The sequence below is a fragment of the Paraburkholderia sp. GAS448 genome (genome assembly GCF_050435685.1).
Lineage (GTDB): Bacteria > Pseudomonadota > Gammaproteobacteria > Burkholderiales > Burkholderiaceae > Paraburkholderia.
The window spans coordinates 373,877-390,320 of record NZ_JBNDKT010000001.1; the positions used below are offsets into that span (position 1 = coordinate 373,877).

The 16,444-nt window shown below is 64.1% G+C and carries 14 protein-coding genes and 1 pseudogene; 6 read left to right on the forward strand and 9 right to left on the reverse strand.

All coding sequences use genetic code 11. From position 1 onward, the window contains the following. Positions 1-225: 225 nt before the first annotated feature. A complete protein-coding gene (locus tag P3T23_RS01720) occupies positions 226-1,602 on the reverse strand; it encodes an MFS transporter (protein WP_429314462.1) in 1,377 nt (458 codons plus the stop codon). Positions 1,603-1,729: 127 nt separating this feature from the next. On the opposite strand from P3T23_RS01720, the gene P3T23_RS01725 reads away from it, so the two are divergent. After that, positions 1,730-2,446: an ArsR/SmtB family transcription factor gene (locus tag P3T23_RS01725; protein WP_429314463.1), complete on the forward strand. Its 717-nt coding sequence runs from the start codon at positions 1,730-1,732 to the stop codon at positions 2,444-2,446. Positions 2,447-2,473: 27 nt separating this feature from the next. On the opposite strand, the gene P3T23_RS01730 is transcribed toward P3T23_RS01725, so the two are convergent. The 6 genes and pseudogenes from P3T23_RS01730 to P3T23_RS01755 form a co-directional block, all read right to left on the reverse strand. Beyond that, complete coding sequence (locus P3T23_RS01730) at positions 2,474-3,754, reverse strand: RNA polymerase sigma factor (RefSeq protein WP_429314464.1); 1,281 nt, start codon at positions 3,752-3,754, stop codon at positions 2,474-2,476. A gap of 8 nt (positions 3,755-3,762) precedes the next feature. Beyond that, positions 3,763-4,173: a VOC family protein gene (locus P3T23_RS01735; RefSeq protein WP_429314465.1), complete on the reverse strand. Its 411-nt coding sequence runs from the start codon at positions 4,171-4,173 to the stop codon at positions 3,763-3,765. 44 nt (positions 4,174-4,217) lie between these two features. After that, positions 4,218-4,355: pseudogene (locus tag P3T23_RS01740) on the reverse strand (polyketide cyclase); the annotation flags it as partial. Positions 4,356-4,395: 40 nt separating this feature from the next. Next, on the reverse strand, positions 4,396-4,812 hold the full coding sequence (locus P3T23_RS01745; protein ID WP_429314466.1) for a YciI family protein: 417 nt from the start codon (positions 4,810-4,812) through the stop codon (positions 4,396-4,398). Between the two features lie 205 nt (positions 4,813-5,017). After that, the gene (locus P3T23_RS01750; protein ID WP_429314467.1) at positions 5,018-5,371 is read right to left on the reverse strand and encodes a YciI family protein; all 354 of its coding nucleotides are present in this window, start codon (positions 5,369-5,371) and stop codon (positions 5,018-5,020) included. Between the two features lie 282 nt (positions 5,372-5,653). After that, entirely contained in the window at positions 5,654-6,487 is an 834-nt protein-coding gene (locus tag P3T23_RS01755; protein ID WP_429314468.1) for an SDR family NAD(P)-dependent oxidoreductase, read from the reverse strand. Between the two features lie 180 nt (positions 6,488-6,667). Between P3T23_RS01755 and P3T23_RS01760 the strand changes: the two genes are divergently transcribed. From P3T23_RS01760 to P3T23_RS01770, 3 genes are all read left to right on the forward strand, one after another. Further along, positions 6,668-7,600: a GlxA family transcriptional regulator gene (locus P3T23_RS01760; RefSeq protein ID WP_429314469.1), complete on the forward strand. Its 933-nt coding sequence runs from the start codon at positions 6,668-6,670 to the stop codon at positions 7,598-7,600. Between the two features lie 482 nt (positions 7,601-8,082). Continuing rightward, the gene (locus tag P3T23_RS01765) at positions 8,083-10,311 is read left to right on the forward strand and encodes a TonB-dependent receptor (protein ID WP_429314470.1); all 2,229 of its coding nucleotides are present in this window, start codon (positions 8,083-8,085) and stop codon (positions 10,309-10,311) included. Between the two features lie 81 nt (positions 10,312-10,392). Next, positions 10,393-11,079: a Fe2+-dependent dioxygenase gene (locus P3T23_RS01770; RefSeq protein WP_429314471.1), complete on the forward strand. Its 687-nt coding sequence runs from the start codon at positions 10,393-10,395 to the stop codon at positions 11,077-11,079. Positions 11,080-11,515: 436 nt separating this feature from the next. Here P3T23_RS01770 and P3T23_RS01775 read toward each other — a convergent pair whose 3' ends face one another. Then, positions 11,516-11,764, reverse strand: coding sequence for a hypothetical protein (locus P3T23_RS01775; protein WP_429314472.1), 249 nt, complete (start codon positions 11,762-11,764; stop codon positions 11,516-11,518). Between the two features lie 271 nt (positions 11,765-12,035). Here P3T23_RS01775 and P3T23_RS01780 point away from each other — a divergent pair, with 271 nt between their 5' ends. Next, positions 12,036-14,390 (forward strand): putative bifunctional diguanylate cyclase/phosphodiesterase, encoded by a 2,355-nt coding sequence (locus P3T23_RS01780; protein WP_429314473.1) that lies wholly within the window; start codon positions 12,036-12,038, stop codon positions 14,388-14,390. Between the two features lie 18 nt (positions 14,391-14,408). Here P3T23_RS01780 and P3T23_RS01785 read toward each other — a convergent pair whose 3' ends face one another. Further along, the gene (locus P3T23_RS01785) at positions 14,409-15,326 is read right to left on the reverse strand and encodes a LysR family transcriptional regulator (protein ID WP_429314474.1); all 918 of its coding nucleotides are present in this window, start codon (positions 15,324-15,326) and stop codon (positions 14,409-14,411) included. Between the two features lie 127 nt (positions 15,327-15,453). Here P3T23_RS01785 and P3T23_RS01790 point away from each other — a divergent pair, with 127 nt between their 5' ends. Further along, complete coding sequence (locus P3T23_RS01790; protein WP_429314475.1) at positions 15,454-16,407, forward strand: alpha/beta fold hydrolase; 954 nt, start codon at positions 15,454-15,456, stop codon at positions 16,405-16,407. Positions 16,408-16,444: the final 37 nt, after the last annotated feature.

Consider the following 16,444-nt stretch of genomic DNA (forward strand, 5'->3'; position numbering starts at 1 on the left):
CTCGTATCCTTCTGGCATGCAAAGGACCCTGCGATGCAGGACCGCGATCTCACCCAACAACCGCCTCGGGCGACGTTATCAAATTCTCCTGAAGGGAACCTTATGCGCCGACTTCGTCGCGTACCAAAGCGAATATCGATCGCGCGGCGGGCGCCATGATGATCGGCACCCGGAATCGTGATCGCCACACGCTAGCGTCCGGCGCGTGGCGCCGCAGCGCGGACATTAGACGTGGCGCGGACGCGCCTCGCGACGCGTCGTAGCCGCAGCCCGCCACCACACCAGCGCCGCCGCCAGCGACATCCCCGCAGCCGTCCACAGCACGGCCCGCATGCCGGAGTCGAACGGGTCACGTGCGGCAAGCAGCATGCCGAAGATAGCGACGCCCAGCGCCGCCCCCGTTTGACGCGCCGAGTTGAGCACCCCAGCCGCCATGCCGGCACGGCTCTTTTCGACGCTGCCCATCAGCGCCGCCGTTGCCGCTGGCGTGATGAAGCCGCCGCCGAGACCAATCGCCGGCAATGGCAATGCAACAAGCCAGTAGGGTGATGCGGGCGTGGAAAGTAGCAGACCAAGAAAGCCGGCGGCCTGCAGCAGCAAACCGGTGAGCACCGGCCAACGGGCGCCGTATGTCTTGACCAGTCTGCCGGCAAGCATGTTGCCACCGGTCACCACAACGGTCAGCGGCAGAAACGCGACGCCCGCCCACAACGGAGCGTAGCCGCGGACCTGCTGGAAATACAGGCTGAGCACGAAGATGATGCCGAACGACGTCAGCGCCGTCGTCATGGCGGCGATCGCCGAACCGACGAACACACGGTCCGCAAAAAACGACAGCGGCAGCATCGGCTGTGAGCGTCGCGTTTCGATTGCGACGAACAGTATCCACGCCGCCACACAAAGGAGGATGCCCGCAACGACCGGCGGCGAGCGCCAGCCTGCGGCGCTGCCTTCGATCAATACGCCGATCAGCGAGCCAAGCGCCACGATCGCGGTCAACTGCCCGGCGAGATCGAGCGGCGGGCTCGTGGCGACCTGTGGGTCGCGGGCGATCCGCGATGTCAGCCACACGCCCGCGAGCCCGATCGGCACGTTGGCGAGAAAGATGCTGCGCCAGCCGAACAGATGGATCAGCACACCGCCCACCAGCGGACCGGCTGCGAGCGCTGCGCCACCCGCTCCGGCCCATAGGCCAATCGCCCGCGCCCGTTCTCCCGGGTCGGGCCAGGCGTGATTGAGCAGCGTCAGCGAACACGGCACCAGCAACGCCGCGCCGACACCCTGCAATACGCGCGCAAGCGTCAGCACCGTCAGACCGGGAGCGATGCCGCACATTGCCGAAGCCAGCGTGAAAACCACCAGCCCGGCGAGATAGGTATTGCGCGCGCCCCAACGGTCGCCGAGGGCGCCGCCCGTCAGCAGCAGGGCCGCGAACGTGAGCGTGTACGCGTTCACGATCCACTGCAGGCCGGCGATGTCGGTCGCAAGGGACTGTGCGATACGTTCGAGTGCGACGTTGACGATCGACGTGTCGAGAATGACCACGACGTAACTGATGCTCGTTGCCGCGAGCACGCGGCGCTGAAGGGCACGGTCTGACACGGCAGGCTTGTCCTGTGGGAAATCACAGGTTCAGTGTGGCCTGCAACGCCACGCAGATGCTTCGACGCGTATCGAAGCATCCGGTGCGCGCAGCCGACTATCATGTGAACGTCGACGGAGATCCTGTATGCCTGTCCAGCCGAACATCGCATCCACCGCGTTCCTGATTGCCGAGCCCGCCCGCGCAAACATCCTGATGGCGCTCGCCGACGGGCGTGCCCTGCCCGCCGGCGAACTTGCCTATGCGGCGGGCGTCACCGCGCAGACCGCGAGCACCCACCTCGCTAAACTGCTCGCGGGCGGCTTGCTGGCCGTCGAAACCGAAGGGCGGCATCGTTACTTCCGGCTTAGCGGCTCACACGTCGCGCAGGTGCTGGAGAATCTCGCGGCGATCCATCCGGTCAACGACGTGCGGCGTAAGCCCCTCACGCCGGAAGCGCGAAACCTGCGTTTCGCGCGCTGCTGCTACGACCATCTGGCGGGCGAAGTCGGCGTGGCGGTGACGCAGGCGTTGCAGCAGCGCGGCTTCATCGTCGCCTCCGCCGACAAACAGTTCGAGGTGACGCCCGCGGGCATCGCGTGGTTCGGCAGCGTGGGTCTCGACCTCGCAGCCGTGCGACCCACCCGACGCGGCCTCGCGCGCCAATGTCTCGACTGGACCGAGCGGCAGCATCATCTGGCCGGGCCGCTCGGCGTGCAGTTCATGAGCCTGCTCTGCGCAGAGGGCTGGCTGCGGCGCGCGAAGGCATCGCGTGTCGTGCAGGTCACGCCGAAGGGCTGGGATGCGCTAAGGGAACATCTGGGTATCGAAGGCCGGCTGGGCGAGCTGTCGCACGGACACTGACCGTCCGTGCAACGCGCGCAGGAGCAATCAACTGCGCAGCCCCATCTCGCTCGCACGCTCCAGCAGCAATTCGCGCTCGCGCAGGTTGCGGGTCATCGCGGCGGCACGTTCGAACTCGGCGCGCGCTTCGCCGGTGCGTCCGAGCTTCGCGAGCAGATCGCCGCGTACGCTCGGCAACCAGTGATAGCTCACAAGCGACGGCTCGTCGCCCAACGCCTCGACGATCTCCAGCGCTGCGGCCGGCCCGAAGGCCATGCCGATCGCCACCGCGCGATTCAGTTCGACGACCGGCGACGGCGCAACCTGCGCGAGCGCGTCGTAAAGCGCGACGATCTGCAGCCAGTCGGTTTCCTCCGCCGTTCTGGCGCGCGCGTGACACGCCGCCAGCGCCGATTGCAGCGTATAAGGGCCGCTCGCGCCGCCAAGCGCCACTGAGCGCTCGAGCGCGGCCAGCCCTCGACGGATCAGCAACGGGTCCCAACGGCTGCGGTCCTGATCGAGCAGCAGCACCGGGCGGCCCTGCGTATCGGTGCGGGCATGAGTGCGCGACGCCTGGATTTCCATCAGCGCGACCAGCCCGTGCACTTCGCTTTCATCAGGCATCAGCCCCTGGAGAACGCGCCCCAGCCGCAGCGCTTCGTCGCAGAGCGCCGGTCGCATCCAGTCGTCGCCGGCGGTGGCCGAATAGCCTTCGTTGAAGATCAGATAGATCACTTCGAGCACCGATGCGAGGCGCGCCGCCCGAGCGTCAGCCTGCGGCACCTCGAACGGCACGTGGGCCGCCTTGAGCGTGCGCTTCGCACGCACGATGCGCTGTGCGATCGTCGCTTCGGGCGCAAGGAAAGCACGCGCGATTTCGTCGGTCGTGAGGCCGCCGATGAGGCGCAGCGTCAGCGCGACCCGCGCCTCGGTCGACAGCACCGGATGGCACGCTGTGAAGACGAGCCGCAGCAGGTCGTCGCCGATATCGTCCTCGCGCGCCGCGTCGAGGCTATCGACAAAATCCGGCACGACGTGACTCTCCAGCGCGTCCATGTCGCGTCCGAGTTCTTCATGCTTGCGCGCGTGCAGCGCTTCCTGACGCAAGCGGTCGAGCGCGCGGTTCTTCGCTGTCGCCATCAGCCAGGCTCCCGGGTTATCCGGCACGCCCGCTTCGGGCCAGTGTTCGAGTGCGGCGATGAGCGCGTCCTGCGCTAGCTCCTCGGCAAGCCCCACATCGCGCACGATCCGCGCAACGTGGGCGATGACCCTGGCGGATTCGATCCGCCAGACCGCCTCGATGGCTCGATGGGTGTCGGCCGGAATCATGGCGGACTTCAATGAGCGCCCGCCGCGGCGGGGTCCTCCATATAGACCAGTTCCCAGATATGGCCGTCGACGTCCTCGAAACCGTGGCCGTACATGAAGCCGTGATCCTGCGGCGCGCGCGGCGCGGTGCCGCCCGCGGCCACGGCCTTCGCGACCAGTTCATCGACTTCCGCGCGGCTCCCGCACGAAAGGCACATGAGGACTTCCGTGCTCTCTTTCGCGTCGGCTACCGGCTTGCCGGTGAAGCCCTTGAAGAAGTCCTTCACGAGCAGCATCGCGAAGATGTTTTCGCCGATCTCGAGGCAGGCCGCGGAGTCGTTGGTGAATTGCGCGTTGAAGCTGAAACCCAGCGCCTTGAAGAAAGCCATCGACTTCGGCAGGTCGTTCACCGGGAGATTCACATAGATCTGCTTGTGCATGATGTTCCCTTGTTAATTGCGTGCTGTTGGCAGATTGCGTTGCGTCAGCCTGCTTCGGCGATGTTCTTCAGGTTGCCGAGGCCGTCTTCGAAATCCTTGCCGATCATGCGGTCCATGTTGAAGAACACGGCGATGAGCTTCGAGACGAACGGCACGGGGCCCTGCATCGCCCACGTGACCTGGATGGTCTTGAGCATGTGAGCCTCCTCCGATGCCTGCGCGCTACCGCTTGCCAGCCTGCAGTTCGCGGAACCGTTCAACCGGCTCGCTCGGCTCGAAGTCGTCCATCTCGTAGAGCTGGCGTACTTCGATCTCGCCGTCGGCGGTTTCGCCGAACGGTGCCGGGAAACGGCGTGCCCATTCCATCGCCTCTTCGCGCGAGCGAACCTGGATCAGCGTATAGCCGGCAATCAGTTCTTTCGTCTCCGCGAACGGGCCGTCTACGACCGTGCGCTTGCCGGCGCTATAGCGGATCCGCCAGCCTTTCGAACTCGGCTGCAGGCCGGTGGCGTCGAGCAGCACGCCCGCCTTCGCGAGTTCTTCGTGGTAGGTCGCCATCGCGGCGAACACGGTATCGTCGTCGGGCATCACGCCGGCTTCGGTCGTTGCGTTCGCCCGCACCATGATCATGAATCGCATCGCAGTTTCTCCTGTGGTTTGGTGAGGAAAGCCGTTTGTTTTGCTGGCTTCTGCTTACACGACGAACCACCCGCGAGCGGATCGACATGAAAAATGCGACTCCAGGGATATCCCTGAGCGATGTCAGGCATCGACTCTCATGTGGCCATCCTGGGTGACGATCTCAGGAATCGGCAGGCAGCGGGACAGCGACCGCGCCACGGAATCACTCCCAGCAAGGTCCGATCTTGCGGACTTCAACCGTGCACCATGACGCCGCCGGGCACTCTTTAGCGATCGCGACCGCCTCTTCGAGCGTTTCGCAATCGAGCAGGAAGAAGCCGCCGATCATTTCCTTCGCTTCGGCGAACGGGCCGTCGATCACTTTGCTGCGACCGTCGCGCACCTCGACGCGCGCGGCCTTATCCTGCGATGCGAGCGATTCCACCGCGCGCAGCACGCCGCGCGACTGCAGGCCTTCGGCGAAGCGGACCATCTGGTCGTAGATCTCCTGCCCTTCCTCCCTGGTCCGCTGGTCGCGCTGGTCGGTGGGTTCGATGATGAGCAACATGTAGGACATGGGGTCTCCCATGAATCGCGCGACGCGTCATGCGTCGAAACGGTGAGGGCGCGCGTGGCGCGAGAGTTGCCTGCCATCGCGGCCGCATCGGAGCGCGGCGGGCGATGTGTGCGATGGCAGTCTAGCAAGCGGATGTGGGGAGGTGCAAACGTCCCGTCAGGGACCTGCGCGCGCCGGCGGCGCGAACTCGACGATCCGCCAAAGGCGCTCTGGACGCTGCGTTATTGCGAAGCGGGAACAATTCCGGCTGGATCACCCAGCCGGAGTTTCAGCGCAGCAGGCTTACGCTGCGACGTGAGCCGCAACCCCGTAGCGGGCGGCTGCATGGTTGTGCGACAGATTCGGCCCGAGCGCGAGCCGCGCGTCGTTGAACGTTTTCCAGTCGCCCGCATCGGGCAACGATGGAATCGTGACGAGTTCCTGCTGGTCGAGCCCCGCGAGCGCGGCATCGACCATCTCGGCCGCCGACATCACGATCTGCTCGGGCAACGCGGAAACCGGTGTTCCCGCGCGGTCCCAGAACTCCGTGCTGGTCGCGCCGGGCAAAACGGCCTGAACCTGCACACCCTGCTCACTCACTTCGTGATGCAGCGACTGCGTCAGATTGAGCACGTACGCCTTCGTGCCGCTGTACGTGCCGTTCAGCAATTCCGGCGCCACCGCGACGATGGACGAGATGTTGACGACCACGCCATGACGTCGCGCCACGAAACCCGGCACCGCCGCCGAAGTGAGGCGCGTCAACGCCACGACGTTCAGCTGGATCATGCTTTCGAGGCTGTCCGGGTCCGAATCGATCAGCGTGGCTGTCGCGCCCACGCCGGCGTTATTGACCAGCATCGTGATGCCCGTGTCGGAACGCAGGCGCTCCTCGATGCGATGCAGATCCGGTCTCGCGGTCAGATCGGCGGCGACGATGTCGATATTGCGTCCTGTGTCACGCGCCAGGCGTTCCGCCAGACCGGCAAGACGCTTCGCGTCACGCGCCACCAGAATCAGGTCGTAACCGCGCCGCGCCAGGCGGTCGGCATAGACCGCGCCAATACCCGACGATGCGCCCGTGATCAACGCGGTGCCCTTCGTTGCTCGTGCTTCTGCGTCTTTTTGAGTTGCCATTTGAAGCTCTCCTTGTGAACGGCGGACCTGAGTGCCGCGCGCCCGAATCAATGTGAATAACGAACCCTTATCGCTCCGGACACGCCGCCTCGGGAAACGCATCTGGAATTGACATGAGCGAGTCTAGGCGCGTACGCTTATGTCTCAAATGACGTATTTACCTCGTTTTAGGACACAGCGATGAAGCGTATCGGCGTGGTGGTTTTTCCCGGATTCCAGATCCTCGATCTGGTGGCCGTGTCGGTACTCGAGCTGGCCAACAAGGAGGCGGAGCATCCCGCGTACGCAATCGAAGTCATCTCGGAACACGGTGGCCAGGTGCGCAGTTCGTCGGGTGTGCAGATCGACACGCAGGCCTTCGACGATCCGGCATTCGATACGGTCATCGTCTCCGGGGCGATGGATATCGCGCCGTCTACGCCGGGGCTGTGTGCGTTTCTCAACCGGGCGCTGACCGCGTCGCGGCGCACCACCAGCATCTGTACCGGCGCGTTCGTGCTGGCCGAGGCGGGCATTCTGGATGGCCGCCGCGTCACGACGCACTGGCGTTTTGCGCGCGAGCTCCAACACCGTTTTCCGCAGACCCAGGTAGACGAAGACCGGATCTTTATCGTCGACGGGTCAGTCTGGACGTCAGCCGGCATGACCGCCTGTATCGACCTGTGTCTCGCGCTGGTGGAAGCGGATCTTGGCGTCGAGGTGTCGCGCGCGGTTGCGAAGAAGCTGGTGGTTTATCACCGGCGCACAGGCGGCCAGTCGCAGTTTTCGGCGATGCTCGATCTCGAGCCGCGTTCCGACCGGATCCAGACCGCGCTGACTTATGCGAAAAATCATCTGCACGAGCGTCTGTCGGTCGAAGAACTGGCGGAGGTGGCCCATCTGAGTCCGCGGCAGTTCAGCCGTGCGTTTCGTGATGAGACCCGGCAATCCCCGGCCAAGGCGATCGAAAACCTGCGCGTGGAAGCGGCGCGTTCGATGATCGAAACCGGGCGTCATTCGCTGGATGTAGTCGCTGCCGAAACCGGATTCGTCGATCCGGAGCGGATGCGGCGCGCCTTCCTGCGCGCGTTCGGGCAGCCGCCGCAGGCGATCAAGCGGGCCGCGCGGAACTGAAGGCCGTGCGCAGATGGACAGGCCGGGCGGTTCGTCTGCACCCGATTCGATCTGTTGCCCGTTTCCTCCATTCGCCGCAGCCGGTCGCGCTGACTCGCGAATAATCCTCGACCTGCAGATGAGCGCCGCTCGACTGCCTTCCATCTGAGTTTGTGAGAACCGGCCGCGATCACCGCGCGCCGGGCAAGCCTCCCCCTTCGCTAACGATGGCGCCGTTGCCCATCGTCCGCGCGGAATGTCGTTTTCGCGCAAAAGTCACCCGTCAGACAATTACAAAAAACCCACAAAACATACGGTTTTGTTGCGAACGCTTACCATCTATGAAATGATAATGATTCGCATTTACGTACGCTTACCGGGCCTTTTAGCAAAGATCCGGGGGGATGAACTCGCGCGTGCGCCATGACACGCGCCGGGTTTGCGGCACGACGTCCGTGTTGCGCCGAGCCAGAAAAATGACAGTAACAACGACAGGAATCGAAATGCCTGGAACAACACCGCTCGCCGCGGCCATCATGACTGTTTTTGCGGCGCCGCTTTACGCTCAAACCGCAACGCAACCCACCGCACCCGTCGCACAGGCAGCGCAAGCGACACAGACCACACCCGCAGCAGACACCGCCGCCGACAGCAACGCCACACTGCCTGCAGTCAGGGTAACGAGTCAGGTCGACAACAGCCGCGACTTCCAGCCGGAGACATCGAGCGTCGGCGCCAAGGTTCCTACCGCACTGCGCGACATCCCGCAGGCTGTGGTGGTCGTACCGAAAGCCGTACTGCAGTCGCAGGCCGCGACGTCGTTCAGCGACGCACTGCGCAACGTTCCCGGCGTCACGATTGGCGCAGCGGAAGGCGGCCAGATCGGCAACAACATCAACCTGCGCGGTTTCACGGCACGCACCGATATCTATCTCGATGGATTCCGCGACCGCGGCCAGTACTACCGGGACACCTTCAACCTTGAATCGATCGACGTGCTATATGGCCCGTCGTCGCTGTATTTCGGGCGCGGGTCGACGGGCGGCGTGATCAACCAGGTCAGCAAGCAACCGGACCTCAAGCGCCGCGCCGACGTTTCGGTGATGGCCGGAACACACGACCGCTACCGCACCACCGTCGACGTGAACCAGCCGATCAGCGACACCGCCGCGATTCGCGTCAACGCGTTCGGTCAGGACATGGGTTCGACGCGCGACGTCATGAAGAACAAGGACTTTGGCGTCGCCCCGGAAGTGCGCTTTGGCATCGGCACGCCGACTGAAATCACCCTGTCCGCGCTGATCCAGCACAACCGCGACCAGCCTGACTACGGCGTGCCGTCGCTCAACGGACAGCCGGCGCCGGTCGGCCGGGGAACCTTCTACGGCTTCACCGACGACCGCACGATCCAGGACGTGCAGACGTTCTCTGCACGCATCCAGCACCGCTTCAACGAAAACCTGACGTTGCGCAACCAGACGCAGTTCAGCCACTACAGCACCGACGCGCGCGCAACCAATGCGGCGGCAGTGCTGACCGGACCGTTGGCCACCTCGACCGCGCTGACGAACGGGAATTTCACGTCGCTGCCGCTATCGCAGCTGTACGTCAAGCTGCAGGGCAAGGACCGCATCATCAACGATCACTCGGTCTACAACACGACCGACCTCGATGCGAAATTCACGACCGGGCCGCTCAGGCACGAGGTGATCACCGGCGTCGATCTGAGTCATGAGACGTACAGCAACCAGACCTACACGTCGACTGCAGCGGGCTTGCCGTCCAATACGCTCGCGATCGTCCCGCTGATCGATCCGACCTACACCACCCGCCCGTCCAGCACGAAGACCGTGGCGACCAACCTCGCCGAGTCGAGCGCGAACGGCATCGGCCTCTTCGCGAACGATACGATTTCGATCGGCGAGCACTGGAAGGTAGTCGGCGGCGTGCGCTGGGACCGCTATGAAGCCTCGATCAGCAATTCGATCAACGCGCCTTCGTACGCCACGCAGACGAACTTCTACACCAGCGTGCGCGGCGGCATCATCTGGCAACCAACCGACTGGCAGTCGTACTATGTGTCGTATGGCACGTCGTTCGATCCGTCGCTGGAAGCACTGACGCTCACCAACGGACAGCAGAATCTGCCGCCGGAAAAGAACCGCTCGTACGAAGTGGGTTCGAAGTGGGACCTGCTGGGCGGTGGCCTGTCGATTTCGCAGTCGCTCTTCAACATCGAGAAGACCAACGCCCGCACGCTGGATTCGACGGGCGTCTACCAGCTCGACGGCGATATTCGCGTGCGCGGTTATCAGCTTGGCGTTGCCGGCCACATCACGAACAAGTGGCAGGTGTTCGGCGGTTATACGTACATGGACGGCACCGTGCTGAAGGCGCTTGACGGCACCGCCGGCAAGACACCCGCGAACACGCCGCGCAACATGCTCACGCTCTGGACCACGTACGCGTTCACGCCGCACTGGGAAGTCGGCGGCGGCCCGGTCTACACGTCGTCGCGCTACGCAGCGAACACCAACTACGTGAAGGTTGGCGGCTATACGCGCTGGGATGCCATGGCCGCGTATCACGCGAAGAAGTACGACGTCCAGTTCAACGTGCTCAACATGACGGACAAGAAGTACTACGATGCGCTGATTCCGTCGGATGGCGGGCGCGCGGTGCCGGGTCTCGGCCGGACCTTCCTCGCGACGGTAAACTACCGCTTCTTCTGATCGCCCGAAGCGACGACCCACGAATCGCCGCCCGTTTCTCCACCAAAGAAGCGGGCGGTCTGACGCAGGAAGTATCCAGCCATGATTGTCTCCATTCCGGACGTACTCAGTCCCGCTGACGCCGCCACGATGCGCGCGCGTCTCGATGCCGCCGCCGATTCCTGGGTCGACGGCCGTGCGACTGCCGGTTACCAGGGTGCGCCCGTCAAGCGCAACCAGCAGATCGCGGAAGGTTCGCCGATTGCGCAGGAAATGGGCGATATCATCGTCGGTGCGCTGGAACGGCATCCGCTCTTCATCAGCGCCGCGTTGCCGAACCGTGTCTATCCGCCGCTTTTCAACCGCTATGAAGGCGGCATGCATTTCGGCAGTCACGTGGACGGCGCGATCCGGCTAGTCCCTGGGCATGGCGCGCGGGTACGCACCGACCTGTCGATCACGCTGTTTCTCACACCGCCCGACGAATACGACGGCGGCGAACTGTTGATCGAAGACACCTACGGCGTGCAGGAAGTCAAGCTGCCCGCTGGCCACGCAATCCTCTATCCCGGCACGAGCCTGCATCAGGTGCGGCCCGTCACGCGCGGCACGCGGGTGGCGAGCTTCTTCTGGGCACAAAGCCTCGTGCGCGACGACACGCGCCGCTCGCTGCTGTTCGATATGGACAACGCTATCCAACGTCTCAATGCAACAAACGGCGATGAGGCGGCAAAACGCACACTGATTGGTTGCTATCACAATCTTCTGCGACTCTGGAGCGAAACGTAACCTCCGGGGCGCAGACGCGTCTGCAACGGAGGCGGCGGTCCGAATGGCATCGCACGCGTGATCGCCCCGCCACCTCGACCACGTCATCATCACCGCGGAAAAGCAGGCCGGAGCAGACGAGCCGTGTATGGCTCGCGCTCTGCATGGTCCAAACCCGCCGGCACGTTAACCAAGCCGTGAAGGCCGACAACGAGGCATCTGCGGAGAGCGCCCAGATGTGCGCCCGCTTGCAAAATGCATAACCGTTAGACGACCTTCGACAGTTCATTGCGCATAAACAGGTCGCAAACGCCGGCCGTCGGCGCAGCATCCTGCGGGATAGCAAAAACCCTGCACTAAAAAAATGAATTCTTTGTCCGTTAACACGGAAAGCGGCGGTATCGGAGCCGATCAACAATCCCCGCCCGAGCGACACCATGACAGGCAAGATGCTCCTTCACGACTGGATTCCCGCGACGCTCACAGGAGCAAGCGGCCGCACGACGACGCGTGCCCGCTCGCCTATGCTGGAGGCTCCATGCAGGCGCAAACGGTCGTCGTTTGCCGATGATATGGCTTGCGCGCTGATCCCCACCGGCTCGCGCGTCGTGGCGATGCCTATGCAAAGAGCATGGGCCGCGCTACGGCTCACGCCAGACAACGACATCGCATCCGCCTTGAACCGCAAGTCCTTCGAATTCGTCATCAAGTGCGCCAATCTGGGGCATTGCATATTGCAAAGGCCACGGAAACCCGTACGTTTCGGTTCGCGACGACCGATTCATCGACCCGGGAACTCATTGCTCTGCAGAAATGCTTTTGCACGCGTCCAAACGGGAGCATGATCGGCTGACAGCCCGTATCGCGATCGTGTGCGCCATGTACGCATGAACGAAACACCTGGCAGAACAGGCATCAAATTGAAACTGTCGCGTTTAAGCCGTTCGATTCCCGGGAGCGGCACTCCGAGCGTCCCTTTGAGCGACGGCACCACGCCGCCGCAGAACCAGCTTTTTCTGTCGTACTTTGTCGGCTGGCACGCGCGCTATCAGGGAACCGGCGCAGCGGAGACGCTGATCAGCGCCGCCGCTGCGTTCGGTGCGGGCGCGCTGAGCCTGTACGCCCCCGTGTGGTCGATGTTTCCCGAGAGCCTGCCGCGAAGCGTGAGTCTGGCGAGCGCCATCGCAGTGGGCACCGTCGTGTTCATTGCCGCCTATCGGACCCAGGCCAGCAAGCGCTCCCGGCAGATGGCGACAGGCAAGCTGGCCTCCGCGCTGCTCGACACGAACCGGGAATGCATGAAGCTGCTCGACGTCAATGGACGCATGCTGCGCATTTCCGAATACGGCGCGACGCTGATGGACGCGCCCTCACCGCTCGAACTGGCGGGCGCCGACTGGCTCAGCTTCTGGAAAGGCGCCGACAGCGTGGCCGCCAGGGCCGCCTTCGACGACGTGCTGGCGGGCCGGGACGCGTCGTTTCGCGCGCTTTGTCACACGACGACCGGGCGGCCGAAATGGTGGGACAGCCGGTTGACGCCGGTTCGCGACAGCGGCGGCAAGGTGGTTGCCGTGGTATGCGCATCGTCTGACGTCACCGACGAAACCGAACTGCTGACGCAGTTGCAGGCGAAAAATGCGCTGATGTCGGAGATGGAAGCGCACATGCCCATCGTGTTCTATTCGTACAGCGCGAACTTCGACTATTTTCACTACATCACGGCAGGCTGCACCAAGGTGTTCGGTCTGGAACCGGCGGATTTCGTCAAGGATCCATCCGCCTGGATGAAACTGGTCGTCGATGACGATCTCGAGCCGGTGCTTGCCGAAATGAACCGCATCGTCAGGGAATCGACGGACGGACGGGCGCAATACCGCATCCGGAAGGCCGATGGATCCTTGCGCTGGTTGCGAAGCACCGGTTATCCGGTAAGCGACGAGAGCGGCAGGGTGTTGCGCATCGTCGGCATCACCGAGGACATCACCGCCGAGCAGGAGCGGATCATGGCCCTCGACCGGCTCGCCTACACCGACTCGCTCACCGGGCTCGCCAATCGGGCGGCGCTGCTGCGGGAGATCGAGGAGCGCTGCACGGCAGGCAAGCCGTTCGGCCTCATGTTCGTCGACCTCGACCGCTTCAAGGTGCTCAACGACACGCTCGGCCATGTGGCGGCTGACCACCTGCTGCAGAGCGTCGGCTGCGTCATCAGGAAGGCGCTTCCCTGCGATGCCTTCGTCGCCCGGCTGGGCGGCGACGAATTCGCTGTGCTGATCGGCAGCGTGCCGGACAAAGCGGGGCTCGGGCGGCTGGCCGGGTCTTTGCTGGCCGACCTGTCGCGCAGCCACCTCGAACAGCGCGTCGGCGTGTTCACGACGGCGTCCATCGGCATCTCGCAGTTTCCGGATCACGGCGCCAATCCCGAAACGCTGCTGAGCAGCGCGGACGTCGCGATGTACGCCGCCAAAAAGGCCGGCCGCAACAGCTTCCAGTTCGCCGGCAAGGAAGCCGCGGCGACGATCGACGATTTCGAACTCGAGCGCGATTTGCCCGAAGCGCTGGTGTCCAGCCAGTTCCTGCTTCACTTCCAGACTATCCATGAGCCGGCCACGCTCGCCGTGTGCGGTGTCGAGGCCTTGATCCGCTGGCGGCATCCCACGCGTGGCCTGATCCCGCCGGGCGTATTCATTCCGATCCTCGAAGAAACAGGATTTATCGCCGACGTCGGCGTGTGGGTGCTCGACAGCGCGCTGAGCCAGCTGGCCGCGTGGCGACGTGCGGGCGCTACGGGTCTTTGCATGTCGGTGAACGTGTCGGCGAGGCAGCTCGCCGACGATGTCATCGTGAGAGAGGTCGAGCGCGCGCTGAAGCAATACGGCGTCCCGGCTGATCAACTCGAAATCGAGCTGACCGAAACGGCGCTGATGCAAAACGCGTCCGAAGCGCAAAAGACGATCAATGCGCTGAAGCGGCTCGGCGTGCGGATCGCCATCGACGATTTCGGCACCGGCTATTCAAGCCTGATGTACCTGGCCGACTTCGCGCCTGAGACGCTGAAAATCGACCGCCATTTCACCTCGAAGATCGCCCACGACGCCGCGACCCAGACCATCGTCGAAGGCATCATCGGCCTGTCGCGCAAGCTGGGGATCAAGGTCGTCGCCGAAGGCGTCGAAGCGCAGGAGCAACTCGACATTCTTCGCCAGGTGCAATGCGACTATGTGCAGGGTTACCTCCTGAGCAGGCCACAGCCGCCCGAGGCGCTGACCGACGCAATCAGCTCCGGCGAGGCCAGCGAAAGAGAGACGTCGCGCAGCACCAGCAACGTGAGCTGACAGACACACCGCGTCGGTTCACGCGAACATGTCGATACCCTTGACCAGCCGCTCCGAGAGCCGCGGCTGGCGCAACTGTTCGAGCCACCATTGCAGCGCGCGTCCTTCGTGGTCGCCACGCCATGCAACGTACAGCACGTTCGGTTCGCGCGGGTCGGCAGTCTGCTTCTCCACCAGTTCACCACGTTTGAGCAGTGACGCAACGCGATGGCGCGGCAGCCAGCCGACGCCAAGCCCGTCGCGCTGCGCCAGTACTTTCGCGCGCATGGCCGGCACGGCCAGCGCCGGTTGCCCGCCGACCACGCCGTAGGCCCGGCCGACCGTTCTGCGCGACGAATCCGCCACCACGACGGCCCGATGCGCGACGATCTGCTCGCGCTTTAGTGGCCCCTCGACGGCTGCCAGCGGATGGCGCGGCGACACCGCAAACACCCAATCCATTACGCCGAGTTCGAACCAGCGCAATCCGGGAATCGCCGGCGGCTCGTTGGTTGCACCGACGATCAGGTCCGCGCGCCCGTCGCGCAGCGCTTCCCACGTGCCGGCCAGCACCTCGTGCGTAAAGCGCAGCGTGACCCCGGACTGCAGGGCGTCGAAGGCCTTCACGACCGGCATCACGAACTCGAATTCGAGAATTTCGTCGGTCACGATCCACAGCCGGTCCTCCCAGCCGCTCGCGATCTGGCGAACGCGCTGCGTCATCCGCGACACGTCCTGCATCAGCCGTGCCGCCTCTTCCGCCAGCATGTGGCCAGCCGGCGTGAGCTGCAGACGGTAGCGCCGACGGTCGAACAGCAACGCGTCGAAGCGTGTTTCGAGCTGCCGGGCCGCGTGCGACACCGTCGAAGGCGCCTTGCCGAGCCGCGCCGCCGCCCGCGACAGGCTGCCGCTGTCCCGTATCGCCTCCAGTAAGGCCAGTTCCTCCTCAGACAACATGTTCAACTCCGTCGAACGAGTTCGTCGGGAAAATCGTACGGCAAAAGGTGGGCGCCAGTCCACCATGGCATCACGTCAACAGAATGTCCTCCAGCAAAACGCTGGCCCGTCATCGGAGAAACCTGTCATGAGCCTGTTCACTCAAGTCGCACGGCATGTCGGCGCCGCCGCTTTGCTTGCCGGCGCACTGCTGTCCACCTCGAAAGCGGCGACGAATCCGCCCATCGAGAGTCATTCGATCAACGCGAACGGTATCGAGCTGCACTATCTCGAAGCCGGAAAGGGCGACGAAACGCCCGTCGTGCTGCTGCACGGCAATGCCGAATCGAGCCACATGTGGCTGCCGCTGATCAAACAGCTGGACGACCGCCGCGTCGTGCTCGCGCCGGACCTGCCCGGCGCGGGTCAATCGTCGATGCCGGAAAGCGGCTATGACAAGAAAGCCATGGCGCAGGACATCCATGCGATGGTTCAGCAACTCGGCTACCGCAAGGTGAAGATCGTCGGCCACGACATCGGCCTGATGGTCGCGTATGCGTACGCGGCGCAATATCCGGACGAAGTCGAAAGCATCACGCTGATGGATGCGTTCCTGCCTGGCGTCGGCGACTGGCAGAAGGTCTGGCTGCTGCGCGACAAATGGCACTTCAACTTCTACGGCGAAACGCCGCTGAAGCTGGTGCAGGGTCGCGAGCGGATCTACTTCGAGCACTTCTGGAACGACTTCGCCGCCGATCCGTCGCACGGGCTGTCGGAAGCCGATCGCCGGCGCTACGCCGCCGAATATGCGCGACCGGGCCGGATGCGCGCGGGTTTCGAATACTTCCACGCGTTCCCGCAGGACGCTGAAGACTTCGCCGGCTTCGCGAAAACGCCCCTGCCGATGCCTATGCTGGTTCTTGCCGGTGAAAAGGCGTCCGGCAGCTTCCTGATCAATCAGGCACGTGTGGTCGACAACAACGTGCAGGGCGTGATCATCAAGGGATCGGGGCACTGGCTGATGGAGGAAGCGCCAGAGCAGACGATTCCGGCGATCGTCCAGTTCATCAACGCGCCGCCGGCGCAGCAGGCCGCGCAGTAAGCGGCAGGAAGAGGCCGAGGCGGACATTCGCCTCTTC

Excerpts from the sequence above, each read along its gene's own strand:
- P3T23_RS01725 (WP_429314463.1), top strand. The coding sequence starts at position 1,730 with ATGCCTGTCCAGCCGAACATCGCATCCACCGCGTTCCTGATTGCCGAG.
- P3T23_RS01730 (WP_429314464.1), bottom strand. The coding sequence starts at position 3,754 with ATGATTCCGGCCGACACCCATCGAGCCATCGAGGCGGTCTGGCGGATC.
- P3T23_RS01735 (WP_429314465.1), bottom strand. The coding sequence starts at position 4,173 with ATGCACAAGCAGATCTATGTGAATCTCCCGGTGAACGACCTGCCGAAG.
- P3T23_RS01745 (WP_429314466.1), bottom strand. The coding sequence starts at position 4,812 with ATGCGATTCATGATCATGGTGCGGGCGAACGCAACGACCGAAGCCGGC.
- P3T23_RS01750 (WP_429314467.1), bottom strand. The coding sequence starts at position 5,371 with ATGTCCTACATGTTGCTCATCATCGAACCCACCGACCAGCGCGACCAG.
- P3T23_RS01755 (WP_429314468.1), bottom strand. The coding sequence starts at position 6,487 with ATGGCAACTCAAAAAGACGCAGAAGCACGAGCAACGAAGGGCACCGCG.
- P3T23_RS01760 (WP_429314469.1), top strand. The coding sequence starts at position 6,668 with ATGAAGCGTATCGGCGTGGTGGTTTTTCCCGGATTCCAGATCCTCGAT.
- P3T23_RS01765 (WP_429314470.1), top strand. The coding sequence starts at position 8,083 with ATGCCTGGAACAACACCGCTCGCCGCGGCCATCATGACTGTTTTTGCG.
- P3T23_RS01770 (WP_429314471.1), top strand. The coding sequence starts at position 10,393 with ATGATTGTCTCCATTCCGGACGTACTCAGTCCCGCTGACGCCGCCACG.
- P3T23_RS01775 (WP_429314472.1), bottom strand. The coding sequence starts at position 11,764 with ATGACGAATTCGAAGGACTTGCGGTTCAAGGCGGATGCGATGTCGTTG.
- P3T23_RS01785 (WP_429314474.1), bottom strand. The coding sequence starts at position 15,326 with ATGTTGTCTGAGGAGGAACTGGCCTTACTGGAGGCGATACGGGACAGC.
- P3T23_RS01790 (WP_429314475.1), top strand. The coding sequence starts at position 15,454 with ATGAGCCTGTTCACTCAAGTCGCACGGCATGTCGGCGCCGCCGCTTTG.